This window comes from Streptomyces sp. NPDC005925 (assembly GCF_040638805.1).
In the GTDB taxonomy this organism is placed as follows: domain Bacteria; phylum Actinomycetota; class Actinomycetes; order Streptomycetales; family Streptomycetaceae; genus Streptomyces.
Genome location: NZ_JBEXVL010000011.1, coordinates 38,676 through 52,118, shown reverse-complemented (window position 1 = coordinate 52,118; position 13,443 = coordinate 38,676). Strand labels below are relative to the sequence as shown.

Here is a 13,443-nt window from a genome sequence, read left to right as displayed (position 1 = left end):
GGAAACCCTGATTCTTATGGAATCTTGCTCAACGTACACGGCACATCACAAGGAGTGAGTTTTCAGATGCTGATAGAGATGGCCATCGAGCCGAAAAGCCGCCCCAGTCCACGCTGAAGCCGCTGCGTCAGGGGCAGCAGCCGGTCGGACTGATGAACGGGCATCGAAATCGCCATCGTCGCGGCCGTGGTGGCGACGGTGATCGGGACGGCGGCGCCCACGGTACCCAGCGCGTACTCCTGCCGCTCGTAGACGGGCTCCATGCGCCGGATCCGTTCCAGGCGCCGCAGCAGGCTGTGGCTGTCGCGCACGGTGTACGGCGTGAGCGGCCGCACCGGGTAACGCTCCAGGTGGTCGCGGCGGGCGGGTCCGTCGAGCTGGGACAGCAGGCACTGGCCCATGGCGTGGGCGTGCCCCGTCTCGCGGAAGTCGGCCCATTCCTGCACCGCCGGGCTGGACGGGGAGTCGGAGACGCACATGACGTCGATCTCGCCATCGCGGTACATGGCGTAGTACACGGGGACGCCGAGCACGTCGCGCCAGTGGGCGGTGGCTTCCACGATCGTGCTGCGACGTTTCTGCCGGGCCGCGCTGCTGCTCAGGCACTCCGTGGCGGGGCCGAGGAAGAACAGGCCCTTTTCCCGGCGCAGGTAGCCCTCGTAGACCAGCGTGCGCAGCAGGTGGTAGGTGGTGGGCAGGGCCAGGCCGGTCTCGCGGGCCAGTTGTTTGGCGGGGGCGCCGTGCTCGTGGGCGGCGACTCTCTCCAGCAGTCGTACGGCGCGCTGCACGGAGCCGATGAGGGTGGTGGAGGGCGGCTGTGTCGAAGCCGGTGCCGGGTCGGACGGAGCGGATGCCCGCGCGGGGGCCGGCTGAAGTGGGAGCCCCGGCCGCCCCGGTGATTCCGGCGGTACTGCCAGTCCGGTGTCGACCATGGCCAAGGGTCACTCCCGTAGCGCGAGGGGGCAGCCCGTGCGAGGTGACACGGGGGTGTACGCCGCTCACGGGGCGGTTCGACCCCGCGTCGAGTCCGGACTCTAACCGTCCGCCACCGCTCGCCGTCGTGCCTGCTGGGAAACTTCCCTCGCGCGAGGGAACTGGTGATTCCCGTTACCGGTCACCGGCTCCCGGCGTGCTCACCAGTCGCCGCGCGACGAGGAGCCCGCAGTGAACTTCCGTACGACGTAGATCAGGCCGCCGATCAGGGCCACGAAGATCAGCAGCTTGAAGAGGAGTCCGATCACGAAGCCGACGACGCTGGCGATCAGCCCGCCGAACACGACGAGGGCGACGACCGGCACCACGACCCATTTCACCCACCACGGCAGTCCCGCGAAAATCTCTCGCATCGCCCTTGTCCTCATCTCTCAGCCCGTCCGCAAGGCCGGGTTCCGTCGATCGGTCTGGCGCTCGAAGGGCCGTCAGTGTGCGCAGTCGGCCCCGCGAACTCCCGAAAGCCCTGGTTGTCCGGGCTTCCCACACTCGATGCTAGGGCCGCGAGGTGCCCGGTGGGGGGCCGCGCATCCCTTGTCTGCCCCTGACTGATCCCCTAGGGAACGCCGGGGCCGCGGCTCAGCTCTCGGGTGGAGAGAACACCACCAGGACCCTCAGGTCCTCGCTGATGTGGTGGAACTTGTGGGCGACGCCCGCGGGCACGTACACGACGCTGCCGCGTGCCACCTGCGTCGTCTCCATGCCGACGGTGATCGCGGCCCGGCCGCTGACGACGAAGTAGACCTCGTCCTGGTGGTGCGGCTTCTGCGGGTCCTGCCGGCCCGCGTCGAGGGCGTAGAGGCCGACCGACATGTTCCGCTCACGCAGGAACTGAAGGTAGGCACCCTCGTTGGCGGCCCGTTCGGCCTCCAGTTCGTCCAGCCGGAATGCCTTCACTGTGTCCGCCCTCGCCCCACTGATGGTTTTCGATCTCGTCTGCCACGATCAGACACATGATGAATTTCCTAGTCAAGACAATCGCCAACGCGGGCGCCCTGGCGGTCGCGGTGTGGCTGCTCGACAAGATCACGCTGACCGGTGACAGCACCGGCAGGAAGGCCTTCACCCTGCTGGTGGTCGCGCTGATCTTCGGCCTGGTGAACTTCCTGGTCAAGCCGCTGGTGAAGCTCTTCAGCCTGCCATTGCTCATCCTGACGCTCGGCCTGTTCACGCTGATCGTGAACGCGCTCATGCTGCTGCTGACCTCGTGGCTGGCCGACACGTTCGACCTGAACTTCCACGTCGAGGGCTTCTGGACCGCCGTGCTGGGCGGCCTGATCATCTCGGTCGTGTCGTGGGCTCTCAACGTCGTGCTGCCCGACGGGGACTGAGCGGGGATGCCCTACCGCGTCTGCTTCGTCTGCGCCGGCAACATCTGGCGGTTCCCGATGGCCGAGTCGGTCTTCCGGGCCCGCGTCGAGGAGGCCGGGCTCGATGGCCCGGTCGAGGTCGACAGCGCCGGCACGAACGGCTGGCACGAGGGGGAGGGCGCCGATCCGCGAACGGTCACCGTGCTGGCCGGGCACGGCTACGGCGCGGCTCACACGGCCCGCCGGTTCGAGGCGTCCTGGTTCTCCCGCCTCGATCTGGTTCTCGCCCTCGACGCCGGGCACCTCGGGGCGCTGCGGGGCCTGGCGCCGACGGAGCAGGACGCGCGGAAGGTCCACCTGCTGCGCTCCTACGACCCCGCCGTCGACAACGGCACCGACTTCGACGTACCGGATCCGTACTACGGGGGCGCGGCCGGTTTCGAGGAGTGTCTTGAGATGGTGGAGGCGGCGAGCGACGGTCTGCTCGTCGCGGTACGTGAGCAAGTGAGAGGACGGGCGGCATGAGCGATCCCGCTACGGGCAACGGGGGTGCCGGGTCCGCGGACGCCGGTGACGGCACGCGCGCGGTACGGGCGGGACTGCCCGAACCGGTCAAGCACGAGCCGACGCTGCCGGGGCCGGTTTTCGCCGCCCACTTCCACCTGCCGGGCGACCCTACGGGCCCGTACACCTACGGCCGGGACGAGAACCCCACGTGGACCCTGCTGGAGCGCGCCATCGGCGAGCTGGAGGCACCCGGGCAGGACGGTGCCGAGACACTCGTGTTCGCTTCCGGCATGGCCGCCATCTCGTCGGTGCTGTTCTCCCAGCTGCGCGCCGGGGACGCGGTCGTCCTTCCCGACGACGGTTATCAGGCGCTGCCGCTGGTGCGCGCCCAGCTCGAGGCGTACGGCGTCGAGGTGCGCACCGCGCCCACCGGCGGCAACGCCCAGCTCGACGTCCTCGACGGCGCGAAGCTGCTGTGGATCGAGACGCCGTCCAACCCGGGGCTCGACGTGTGCGACATCCGGCGGCTCGCCGAGGCGGCCCACGCGTGTGGCGCCCTGGTCGCCGTCGACAACACGCTCGCGACGCCACTCGGCCAGCGTCCACTGGAGCTCGGCGCCGACTTCTCGGTGGCCAGCGGCACCAAGCAGCTCACCGGCCACGGCGACATCCTCCTCGGTTACGTCACGGGCCACGACGCCGAGACGATGGCCGCCGTACGGCGCTGGCGGAAGATCGTGGGTGCCATCCCCGGGCCCATGGAGGCCTGGCTGGCGCACCGCTCGATCGCCACCCTCCATCTGCGCGTCGACCGGCAGAACACGACCGCTCTCAGGGTCGCCGAAACGCTGCGGGGGCGCCCCGAGGTGACGGGGCTGCGCCACCCGGGGCTGCCCGACGACCCCTCGCACGAGACCGCCTCGCGGCAGATGCGGCGCTACGGGTGTGTGGTCTCGTTCACTCTGCCCTCCCGCGCGCGGGCCGACCGTTTCCTCGACGCGCTGCGACTCGTGGACGACGCGACCAGCTTCGGCGGGGTGCGGTCCACGGCCGAGCGGCGCGGACGCTGGGGCGGCGACGCGGTGCCGGAAGGCTTCATCCGCCTCTCGGTCGGCGCCGAAGATCCTGAGGACCTGATCGCGGACCTGCTCCGCGCCCTCGACGAGTCGGTGAGCTGACCGGCTCCGGAGCCGGCGCCAGCAGACCGTGAGACCGCGCGAGCCGAGTGGCACAGCGTGCGGTAACGAGAAGGACGTTCCGAGTCACCGGCGGGAGCCTCGAACCGTCCGTCACGCCATCCGGGCGGTTGGTGGTCTGGCGGTCTCACGAGTCGGCTGGTCTCATAGGCTCGGTGATCGGGGTGATCGGGGTGATCGCGGTGATCGCGGTGATCGCGGGGTTCCGAGGTCCCGTGGGCTCGCGTGGTCGCTCCGGGCGGCGGTCGACGGGCGCTGGGCAGGGCCCGTGCGGCTCCCGGGCCGAAGGGCGCTCAGCGCGGCCCGCGAGGTTCTTACTCTCAGGACGCGTTCCGTGACGTTTGGCGATGTTTCACGTGGAACCAGCCGGGCCACATTCCTCCCATGACCGTCCGACCCGTGGTCAAGCGCACTGCCCGCGCCGTCCTGCTGGACGGTGACGACTTGATTCTGATCAAGCGCACCAAGCCCGGCGTCGATCCTTACTGGGTTACTCCTGGTGGCGGGGTCGAGCCGGACGACCCGACCGTCGTCGACGCCCTGCACCGCGAGGTGTACGAGGAGCTCGGCGCCAAGATCACGCATGTGGTGCCCTGTTTCGTCGACACCGTCGAGCACATCGGGGAGGACGAAGGGGCGACCGGCGTGAAGGTGCAGCACTTCTTCGTCTGCAACCTGGAGTCGATGGACCCGGCTCTGCGGCACGGTCCGGAGGTGGAGGAGCCCGCCGGCGAGTACGAGATCGTGCGGGTGCCGTTCACCCGGGTCGGCATCGCCTCCGTGCACCTCGTACCGCTGTCCCTGCGGCACTACCTCGACGGCAACATCGAAGGTGTGCGCGCCATGCACGCGCCCGACCTGGGCTGATCCCAGCCGCGCGCGTCAGGGGCCAACGAGTTCCTCGACCCTGTCGTGCCGTATGCGCTCCGTGGGGATGCCCATGTTCCTGAGGGAGTTCACGCCGCTGCGGATCATGCCGGGCGGGCCTGAGACATACGCGTCGTACTCGTACCACGGGCCGTAAGCACGGATCGCGTCGGGCAGTCGGCGGCGCGCCGGTTCGTCGATGACGGCGCGGACGGACAACCAGGAGTGGGCCTGCTGGAGTCGGAGCATCGTGTCGAGTTCGTACAGGTCGTGGTCGGTGCGGGCTCCGTAGAACACCTCCACCGGGCGCCGCTCACCGTGCCCGGCGACCTCTTCGACCAGTGCTTTGATGGGCGCGATGCCCGTGCCCCCGCCGAGGCAGAGCAGGCCGCTGTCGGTGGTGTGGTCGACGGTCATCGAGCCGGTCGGCGGGCCGAGCCGGATGATGTCGCCGGGGCACGCCCGGTGCACCAGAGCGTTGGATACCCAGCCGGCGGGAATCGCCTTCACGTGGAACGCGAGCAGTCCGTCGGAGCGGGGCGCCGAGGCGAAGGAGTACTGCCGCCACACGCGCGGCCACCAGGGAGTCTCCAGGCTCGTGTACTGCCCGGCCAGGAAGGGATAGGGCTGGTCCGGTCGGACCGTGATGACGGCTACGTCCGGGGTCCTGAGCTCGTGTGTGACGATCTCGGCGTGCCACCAGGCCGGGGCGCGCAGCTCGTCCTCGGCCGCCGCGTCGATCATGACCTGCGAGATCGTCGTGTACGTCCGGATCCAGGCCGCCTCCGTCTCAACGTCCCAGACGCTGGAGGCGTACGTGCTCAGTGCGGCGATGAGGGATTCGCCGAGGGCGGGGTAGTACTCGGGGCGCGTGCCGTACTTACGGTGTCCTCGGCCGAGTTTCCCCAGGTAGTCGACTAGGGTCTCGGTGTTGTCGATGTACTCGGCCGCGGTGAGCAGGGCCTTGAGCAGCCGGTCCCGCTGAATGTCCATCGCCGCCGGAAACAGCTCCCTCAGACCGGGATGGCGCACGAACAGCAGGGCGTAGAAGTACGAGGTCACCTCGTCGGCGACCGGGGTGACCTCCGCCAGGGTACGGCGGACGAGGATCGCATCCGGGGATCCCTTCTCGGCGGCGGACACTGATGGCAGTGCCGGACGCTGGGCGGCCACCCGAAGCTCGATGTCTGTCCCGACATCCCTTCCAGGGCTTCGCACTCCGCGGGGCATCGGCCTGCCCACCGGTCGTAAATCCACCGGCCTCAAATCCACCGGCTTTGAATCCATCGGTCGCAGGTCCACGGGTCGCAGGTTCGCTGGATGGCCTTGCCTGGTGCCTGCTTCAATGCCCGGACCCGTCGGCGGCTGGTGGCGTGATGTGAACCAGCCGCCCCCTTCGCCCGCGCCGTCGTCGGCCGACCTGGTGGTCGGAGCGTCCATGGTGTGCCTCGCCTCGAACATCTTTCGGTCGGTCTGCGCGTTTCTCAGTCGGAAGGTGCCTGCGCTCATCCGGTGGGCGGATCGCGTTCCGCCCGGATTCTCGGCCCATGCGGCCACAATCGCCCCGTATTTCCCCTGCAACCCGCGTTTCTGCCCCGTACGGTCAAGTGGGCGAGAGCGTGACGTGGCCGCGGCACCCGTCGCTGGTCCGCGCGGATGCGTCCCGTCCCTCCCGACGCGAACCGGAGTCGACCATACCGGGCGCCGCGGCGCACACAAGTCCGGTTGGGTTCTCACGATCCGACAACGCGAGGCTTACCTCGGTGTCAGCCAACTGCGAGTCTCGGCATGAGACCGAGGCGAGGACGCCCATTGCGGCCACGACCTGTTTCCGGGCCTCGGCGGAGCGCCCTCTGCGAGGCGGAGCGGAGTCAGCGCTCACCGTTCCTGGATGTTTCACGTGAAACACCCTGTAGCCGTAACCGCGGAACCCCGACCCGCGAGCACATGACCAAAACTCATGCGGATAGCCGGAAACAGGTGGACGCCGAAGGCTCGCTTCGTACAGCCTGACCTGCGTGCCGACTCCTTCCCTCGCCTCTCTTCCCATCCGCCGTCTGACGTTCCGCGATCTCGCCGCCTGCGCCGACTTGTCCGAGAATCGGGGGTGGCCACGCGAGGAGCAGAAGTGGAGCTTCCTTCTGACGGCCGGGACGGGCTACGGCATCGACGACCCCGAGGGCGGGCTCGTCAGCGCCTGCGTCGTCACTCGGTACGGGCCGCTGGAGCGCCCCACGCTCGCGGCCCTCGGCATGGTGCTGGTCGCTGATCGGCACGCCCGTCGGGGGGTGGGACGCCGACTTATGCGTCACGTCGTCTCCGAGTTGGGCACGACGCCTCTCACCCTGCACGCCACTCCGAACGGCATGCCACTCTACGAGGAGCTCGACTTCAAGGTCGCAGGGCGGGCCGAGATGGTACGCGGCCACTTCACACCCGAGGACCGGGAACCCGAGGTGGCCACCCGCCCGGCCACCGCCGAAGACCTCGGCGCGATCCTCCGGCTGGACGAAGAGGTCTTCGGCACCGACCGGACGCACATCATCACCCGGCTTCCCGCCTTCGCCGACCAGCTGCGCGTCGCCGTGGCCGACGGCCGACTGACCGGGTACGCGGCCATCTGGCCCAACATGCAGACTCACGTCGTGGGTCCGCTGATCGCCCGGGACACCGGCACCGCGAAGGCCCTCATCGCCTCGCTGGCAGCCCACACCGACCGCCCGCTGCGCACCGACATCGACGTACGGCACGAGGAGTTGCTGGTCTGGGCGAAAGAGCGCGGGCTGGAGTCGGTCGCCTTCAACGCGGTGATGACCCACGGGATCACGGAGCTGCCCGGGGATTGGCAACGGCGGTTCGCGCCGCTGACGGTGGCGGCCGGGTGACGCGCGTCGCGGGTCGTCGCTGAGACGCCACGCAGGCCGCCGCTCAGTGGCGGATCGCGGTGACGGGCTCGGCCGGGCGCGGAGCCCGTCACCACCGCGAGGGGGACACGGTCACGGCGCTCCAGAACGCGCACAGGACCGCGAGGAGCAGCGCTCCTCCGGCGACCGCCGCGCCGATCCCGTTGGGGGCGGTGTAGCGCAGGCCGGCCGCGGAGACGAGGCCGCCGAGCCAGGCGGGCCGGGCGTTGCCCCAGTAGAAGGCGCCGAGGTTCACAGCTGACGCGGGCGTCGGCGTGCCGTGTGCCCGTGAAGCACCTAACAGCGCCACCGCCAACCGGACTCGCCCCGACGGTCCCGCGCCGTTGAGTCGTGGAGTGCTGAGTCGCCGCACGTGTCCGCTTAGGGTCGAGGCATGACAGACCTCGACATACGCCCCGCCGTGGCTGACGACATTCCCGCCATCGTCGCCTTGCTCGCGGACGACCCGCTGGGCGCCCAGCGGGAGTCCCCGGACGACCTGACCCCGTACAGGGCGGCCTTGGAGCGACTGGCCCGTGATCCCAACCAGAAGCTCGTCGCCGCCGTACGGGAGGACCGTGTCGTCGGCACACTCCAGCTGACCATCGTCCCCGGGCTGTCCCGACGTGGTGCCACCCGCTCGATCATCGAAGCCGTACGCGTCCACGCCGACGAGCGGGGCAGCGGTCTCGGGACTCAGCTCATCGAATGGGCGATCGAGGAGTCGCGCAGGGAAGGGTGTCAGCTGGTGCAGCTGACCTCCGACAGCACCCGCAAGGACGCCCACCGCTTCTACGAGCGACTCGGATTCACAGGCTCGCACGTGGGCTTCAAGCTCTCGCTGTAACGCGTGAAGGGCCTGTTTCACGTGAAACAGGCCCTGGCGGGGCTTCAGGGAGACAGCGGCGGCTACCCGATCCCCCGCCAGCCCTCAGGGTCCACGCCGCCGGGCACAGGAGCGTCCTCGTCATACGGCAGGCGCGTGAACGTGAAGGAGCCCAGATCCAGGTGGCTGACGGTCCCGTCGGCGCGTCGCACCGCCTTCAGCAGCTCTCCGGCGTAGTACCCCTCCAGCCCGGTCCAGGTGCCGTCGCCGTTGGCCCGGAACCGCGAGGTGCGCCCGTTGCCGGACAGGGGCCCCAGGGACAGCAGGCCGTCGGCCATGAGCCGTAGGGCGAAGGAGTGCGTGCCCCAGTACCACTGGCCGGCAAGTTCAAGGGCCGGTCTGTCCGCCGCGCGCATGGGCCGCCAGGGCTCGGGGATGCGTGGTTCGGCGTCGGCGACGATACGGACGAGGTCTGCGGCGACCGTCGCCACGAGCGGCCCGGAAGTGCAGTTGGTCAGCACGACCGCCGCCACGTCGTCCTCCACACTGATCGTGAGGCCGGCGAGGAAGCCCGGCAGCGAGCCGCCGTGCCCGACCAGGACCCGCCCGTGCGAGTGACGCAGCTCCAGGCCGAGGCCGTACGCGTAACCGGCCCCCACGTCTGCGGCTTCGGGCGCCGGCGCCGAAGGCGTTCGCATCTCCCGCAACGACTCGGCGCTCAGCACACGCTCGTCGCCCCGGACCAGAAACACGGCAAAGCGCGCCAAGTCATTGGTCGTCGACCACAGTTGTCCGGCCGGCGCCATGCGCCCAAGGTCCTCGAGGGGTTCGGGCAGCATCACGTCCGCCCACGGGTGCACGGCCCAGCCAACGGCATGCGGTGCCAGGGGCTGCCCGCCGGTCCGGTCGAGGCCGAGGGGTTCGAGCACTTCCCGCCGGAGGACGTCCTCCCACGGAGCGCCACGCAGCTTTTCGACCAGCGCGCCCAGCAACGTGTAACCGGGGTTCGAGTAGTGGAACCGCCGACCGATCGGATGACGGTACGGCTGTTCACCGAGGACGTCGGCAAGTTCGGGACGCAGCGACCCGGGGGTGCGCTCCCACCACGGGCTCGGCGACTCGGCGGCCAACCCCGCGGTGTGCGACAGCAGTTCGGCGACCGTCGCCTCCCCCGCGCCGCTGTCCGGCAGATGCTTCTCCAGGGGGTCCGTGAGGTCGAGCAGGCCGTCGTCCCGCAGTCTCATCACCAGCACCGCGGTGAAGGTCTTGGTGATGGACCCGATCCGGTACTGCACCTTCTCGTCCGGCCCGTGCCCGTCCACCGAGGTGCGTGACCCGTGCCAGACGGTCCGCCCGTCCCGGACGACAGCCGCGACCAGTGACGGCGCCCGCCCTTCGGCCTGCGCGACGGCGATCCGGTGTGTCAGGGCACGACGGGTGCCCGGTAGGAGGTCTTGCTGGGTGGTCGTCATGCCCCCAGTCCACCCCGCGCCGGCCACGACGTCGAGCCCATTCCTGGAAGCGGGGCAACGGCACCCGCGGCCGTGACGCGGGATCTCAGCCGCCGCTGCACTCCCCCCACTCCGGTTGATCGGCCCGTCGCCCAACGACCAACGACGCTGTGAGGGCGGGCGCCGTGACCGTGGGGCGTCCTCAACGGCTGCTCAGCGGCTTGCCGTACTTCTGAGCCGTGGAAAGGTACGGGAGGCCGAGCGAGCGGGGCGAGAAGGCCGCCGAGCCGCCGGCCGAGCCCCTGGGGAGGAGCCATACGGCGCCCAGGGAGGCATTCTCGCCAGGGGATCCGACCGTGACATCCGGGACGCCGTCGGCGTTGCCGTCACCCGAGGCGACCGCCGCGCCGAAGGTGTCGCCCGCCTCGGCGACGCCCGGGACGCTGTCCGTGTCCTGGTTCCAGGCGACGGACAGGGCAGCGCCGTCGGCGTCGAGCAGGCCCTGAGCGCCGCCGTGGAGCAGCCAGGCGGCGCCCGCCCCCGCTTCGCTTCCGATGGCCTCACCGGGAGCACCCACGACCAGATCGTCACGGCCGTCGCGGTCGACGTCGGCGACGGCGAGGGCGGCGCCGAAGCGGTCGCCGTCCTCGCTCACGCCCGGGACACCCTCCGTGTCCTGGTTGAGAGTCTGGGCGCGGCCGCCGAACGAGCCGCCCGCCTGGTCTCCGTAGTGAATGTGGATGCCGCCGCCCTTGGCGAGTACTTCGGGGCCGCACGGGTCGTCGATGTTCTCGTCGGCGATCTCACGGCATTCGCCGAGGGCCAGGTCGTCGTGACCGTCGCCGTCGAAGTCGCCGGCGGCCAGGGTGCTCACACCGGCGTTGTCCGTGTTCCAGAAGTTGGCCATCGCGGCCTGGTCGGCGTCCCACTTCCACAGGCGCACGTGGGACTGCGTGGAGGGGTCGCCCGCCGTCCAGTACGCCACGGCCAGGTCCGCGGTGCCGTCGCTGTCGAAGTCGCCGGTGGCCAGGACCGGGGCGCGGCCACCCATGGGGGCGGAGACGACGGTGGTGACCATGCTGTCTTCACCCTGGGCGACACGAGCGACGACCTTGTCCGTGCCGCCGATCACGATCTCCTTGTTGCCGTCGCCGGTGAGGTCGGCTGCCGCGGCCGATCTGCCGTACGCGGCCGACGGCGACGGCCCGGTGAGCACCGTCGCCCCCGGCCCCGGCCCGTCCTTGGAGCCGCCTATGACGATGACCATGCCCGCGTCCGTACCGCGGTCGGTGACGTCCTCGCCGGGAACACCGACGAGCAGTTCCGCTATGCCGTCGCCGTTGAGGTCCGTCAGGGCCACGGATGCGCCGAAGCGGTCCCCCGCCTCCGGGCTGCCGGGAACCTCGGGGGTGGCCTGGGTGACACGGATGCTTCCGTAGGCGCCGATGCCCTTCGATCCGCCCCAGACGACGTTCACGTACCCGGCCTTGGCCTGGCCGCCAACCGTCCCGTCCGGGACGCCGACGGCGAGGTCCGCGTAGCCGTCGCCGTTGAAGTCGCTCGTGGCGGCACGGGGTGCGGCAGCGGTGGCACCGGACGGGAACACGAACCCGGCGGTGGCCGCAGCGGTGGCTGCGATGGCGTACGTCAGGATGCGGCGGCTGTATGGCACGGAGGCTCTCACTCGGTCGACGGGGCGCGGGTTGTCTGGTGTGACCGTCGAGGGGTGGAGCTGGTTGTACGGAGTTCGGCGGAGGTTGGCGCCGGGTTCGTGGTGGGCGGGCAAGGCACCCGGAACCCCCGCACAAGCCGGAGTTACGTCTGCGCCATGTCCACGAAGCGCGAGTAGTGCCCCTGGAAGGCGACCGTGATCGTCGCCGTGGGACCGTTTCGGTGCTTGGCCACGATCAGGTCGGCCTCGCCCGCGCGGGGCGACTCCTTCTCATAGGCGTCCTCGCGGTGCAGCAGGATGACCATGTCGGCGTCCTGCTCGATGGAACCGGACTCACGCAGGTCGGAGACCATGGGCTTCTTGTCGGTGCGCTGCTCGGGACCGCGGTTCAGCTGCGAGAGTGCGATGACCGGGATCTCCAGTTCCTTGGCCAGCAGCTTGAGGTTGCGGGACATGTCCGAGACCTCCTGCTGACGGCTCTCGGCGCGCTTGGATCCGCCGGACTGCATCAGCTGGAGGTAGTCGATGACGACCAGCCTGATGTCGTTGCGCTGCTTGAGACGGCGGCACTTGGCACGGATCTCCATCATCGACAGGTTGGGAGAGTCGTCGATGAAGAGCGGGGCGGCCGAGACGTCCGGCATCCGTCGGGCCAGGCGCGTCCAGTCCTCGTCCGTCATCGTGCCCGAGCGCATGTGGTGCAGGGCCACTCTGGCTTCGGCGGACAGCAAACGCATCGCGATCTCGTTGCGGCCCATCTCGAGCGAGAAGATGACGCTCGGCAGGTTGTTCTTGATCGACGCGGCCCGGGCGAAGTCGAGCGCGAGGGTCGACTTGCCCATGGCGGGACGCGCGGCGATGACGATCATCTGCCCCGGGTGCAGGCCGTTGGTGAGCGAGTCGAAGTCGGTGAACCCCGTCGGCACACCGGTCATCTCGCCGCTGCGGGAGCCGATCGCCTCGATCTCGTCGAGCGCGCCCTCCATGATGTCGCCGAGCGGCAGATAGTCCTCGCTGGTGCGCTGCTCGGTGACGGCGTAGATCTCCGCCTGGGCGCGGTTGACGATCTCGTCGACGTCGTCGTCGGCCGCGTATCCCATCTGCGTGATGCGGGTGCCGGCCTCGACCAGGCGGCGCAGGACGGCACGCTCGTGCACGATTTCCGCGTAGTACGCCGCGTTTGCCGCCGTCGGCACCGTCTGGACCAGCGTGTGGAGATACGAGGCACCGCCGACCTTGTTGATCTCGCCGCGCTTCGTCAGCTCGGCGGCGATCGTGATGGGGTCGGCAGGCTCGCCCTTGGCGTAGATGTCGAGGATCGCCTGGTAGATCGTCTCGTGAGCCGGCTTGTAGAAGTCGTGGCCCTTGAGGATCTCCACCACGTCGGCGATGGCGTCCTTGGAGAGCAGCATGCCGCCGAGGACGGACTGCTCGGCATCGAGGTCCTGGGGCGGCACGCGCTCGAACGCCGAACCTCCCCCGTCCCAGGCGCCGCTGTCCCCACCGCGGTCGTGCTGCTCGTCACGGCCGCGGCCTCCGTCGCCGCGGCGCCGGGAGGGCAGACGATCACTGGGACCGCTGTCGGCCCACGGGTCGTCCAAGGGCTCGGAAATACTCACCGAGCCACCTCCTCCCGTCCGCCGAGCGGACCTCGCCGTGCCCCTCAGTTCTACGGCACGGCACTGACAAATCGAGACGCCCAACTCCGGTTCTGGCGCGCC

General features: G+C 69.9%; 13 protein-coding genes and 1 pseudogene. 6 read left to right on the top strand and 8 right to left on the bottom strand.

All coding sequences use genetic code 11. The annotated features are described in order from the left end of the window. Positions 1–62 precede the first annotated feature (62 nt). The 3 genes from ABZ354_RS15795 to ABZ354_RS15785 form a co-directional block, all read right to left on the bottom strand. Entirely contained in the window at positions 63–788 is a 726-nt protein-coding gene (locus ABZ354_RS15795) for an IclR family transcriptional regulator C-terminal domain-containing protein (protein ID WP_358656992.1), read from the bottom strand. A gap of 345 nt (positions 789–1,133) precedes the next feature. Next, positions 1,134–1,346, bottom strand: a complete 213-nt coding sequence (locus tag ABZ354_RS15790; RefSeq protein WP_358656991.1) for a DUF5326 family protein — start codon at positions 1,344–1,346, stop codon at positions 1,134–1,136. Between the two features lie 223 nt (positions 1,347–1,569). Beyond that, positions 1,570–1,887 carry a cupin domain-containing protein gene (locus tag ABZ354_RS15785; RefSeq protein WP_358656989.1) on the bottom strand — a complete coding sequence of 106 codons (318 nt, stop codon included), beginning with the start codon at positions 1,885–1,887 and terminating at the stop codon, positions 1,570–1,572. Positions 1,888–1,943: 56 nt separating this feature from the next. Here ABZ354_RS15785 and ABZ354_RS15780 point away from each other — a divergent pair, with 56 nt between their 5' ends. The 4 genes from ABZ354_RS15780 to ABZ354_RS15765 all read left to right on the top strand — a co-directional run bounded on the left by ABZ354_RS15780 (position 1,944) and on the right by ABZ354_RS15765 (position 4,870). Continuing rightward, positions 1,944–2,321 (top strand): phage holin family protein, encoded by a 378-nt coding sequence (locus tag ABZ354_RS15780; RefSeq protein WP_358656987.1) that lies wholly within the window; start codon positions 1,944–1,946, stop codon positions 2,319–2,321. A gap of 6 nt (positions 2,322–2,327) precedes the next feature. Beyond that, positions 2,328–2,825: a low molecular weight protein-tyrosine-phosphatase gene (locus ABZ354_RS15775; protein ID WP_358656985.1), complete on the top strand. Its 498-nt coding sequence runs from the start codon at positions 2,328–2,330 to the stop codon at positions 2,823–2,825. Beyond that, on the top strand, positions 2,822–3,985 hold the full coding sequence (locus tag ABZ354_RS15770; RefSeq protein ID WP_358656983.1) for a cystathionine gamma-lyase: 1,164 nt from the start codon (positions 2,822–2,824) through the stop codon (positions 3,983–3,985). The genes ABZ354_RS15775 and ABZ354_RS15770 overlap by 4 nt, the downstream gene beginning before the upstream one ends. A gap of 402 nt (positions 3,986–4,387) precedes the next feature. Then, positions 4,388–4,870, top strand: a complete 483-nt coding sequence (locus ABZ354_RS15765) for an NUDIX hydrolase (RefSeq protein WP_358656981.1) — start codon at positions 4,388–4,390, stop codon at positions 4,868–4,870. Between the two features lie 15 nt (positions 4,871–4,885). Here the strand turns inward: ABZ354_RS15765 and ABZ354_RS15760 are convergent, their stop codons facing one another. Beyond that, a complete protein-coding gene (locus ABZ354_RS15760) occupies positions 4,886–6,331 on the bottom strand; it encodes a globin domain-containing protein (RefSeq protein WP_358656979.1) in 1,446 nt (481 codons plus the stop codon). A gap of 557 nt (positions 6,332–6,888) precedes the next feature. Here ABZ354_RS15760 and ABZ354_RS15755 point away from each other — a divergent pair. Next, on the top strand, positions 6,889–7,755 hold the full coding sequence (locus ABZ354_RS15755; protein WP_358656977.1) for a GNAT family N-acetyltransferase: 867 nt from the start codon (positions 6,889–6,891) through the stop codon (positions 7,753–7,755). 74 nt (positions 7,756–7,829) lie between these two features. On the opposite strand, the pseudogene ABZ354_RS15750 reads toward ABZ354_RS15755, so the two are convergent. Then, a pseudogene (locus ABZ354_RS15750) lies at positions 7,830–8,062 on the bottom strand (MFS transporter); the annotation flags it as partial. A 105-nt stretch (positions 8,063–8,167) separates the two neighbouring features. On the opposite strand from ABZ354_RS15750, the gene ABZ354_RS15745 reads away from it, so the two are divergent. Continuing rightward, positions 8,168–8,620 (top strand): GNAT family N-acetyltransferase, encoded by a 453-nt coding sequence (locus ABZ354_RS15745; RefSeq protein WP_358656975.1) that lies wholly within the window; start codon positions 8,168–8,170, stop codon positions 8,618–8,620. 62 nt (positions 8,621–8,682) lie between these two features. On the opposite strand, the gene ABZ354_RS15740 is transcribed toward ABZ354_RS15745, so the two are convergent. From ABZ354_RS15740 to dnaB, 3 genes are all read right to left on the bottom strand, one after another. Then, positions 8,683–10,071 carry a serine hydrolase domain-containing protein gene (locus ABZ354_RS15740; RefSeq protein WP_358656973.1) on the bottom strand — a complete coding sequence of 463 codons (1,389 nt, stop codon included), beginning with the start codon at positions 10,069–10,071 and terminating at the stop codon, positions 8,683–8,685. A gap of 181 nt (positions 10,072–10,252) precedes the next feature. After that, entirely contained in the window at positions 10,253–11,722 is a 1,470-nt protein-coding gene (locus tag ABZ354_RS15735) for an FG-GAP-like repeat-containing protein (RefSeq protein ID WP_358656971.1), read from the bottom strand. 143 nt (positions 11,723–11,865) lie between these two features. Then, on the bottom strand, positions 11,866–13,341 hold the full coding sequence (gene dnaB, locus ABZ354_RS15730; RefSeq protein ID WP_358656969.1) for a replicative DNA helicase: 1,476 nt from the start codon (positions 13,339–13,341) through the stop codon (positions 11,866–11,868). Positions 13,342–13,443 lie beyond the last annotated feature (102 nt).

What these genes read in the sequence shown, in the direction of transcription:
- ABZ354_RS15790 (WP_358656991.1), bottom strand. Translation starts at nt 1,346, where the DNA reads ATGCGAGAGATTTTCGCGGGACTGCCGTGGTGGGTGAAATGGGTCGTG.
- ABZ354_RS15780 (WP_358656987.1), top strand. Translation starts at nt 1,944, where the DNA reads ATGATGAATTTCCTAGTCAAGACAATCGCCAACGCGGGCGCCCTGGCG.
- ABZ354_RS15775 (WP_358656985.1), top strand. Translation starts at nt 2,328, where the DNA reads ATGCCCTACCGCGTCTGCTTCGTCTGCGCCGGCAACATCTGGCGGTTC.
- ABZ354_RS15770 (WP_358656983.1), top strand. Translation starts at nt 2,822, where the DNA reads ATGAGCGATCCCGCTACGGGCAACGGGGGTGCCGGGTCCGCGGACGCC.
- ABZ354_RS15765 (WP_358656981.1), top strand. Translation starts at nt 4,388, where the DNA reads ATGACCGTCCGACCCGTGGTCAAGCGCACTGCCCGCGCCGTCCTGCTG.
- ABZ354_RS15760 (WP_358656979.1), bottom strand. Translation starts at nt 6,331, where the DNA reads ATGTTCGAGGCGAGGCACACCATGGACGCTCCGACCACCAGGTCGGCC.
- ABZ354_RS15745 (WP_358656975.1), top strand. Translation starts at nt 8,168, where the DNA reads ATGACAGACCTCGACATACGCCCCGCCGTGGCTGACGACATTCCCGCC.
- ABZ354_RS15740 (WP_358656973.1), bottom strand. Translation starts at nt 10,071, where the DNA reads ATGACGACCACCCAGCAAGACCTCCTACCGGGCACCCGTCGTGCCCTG.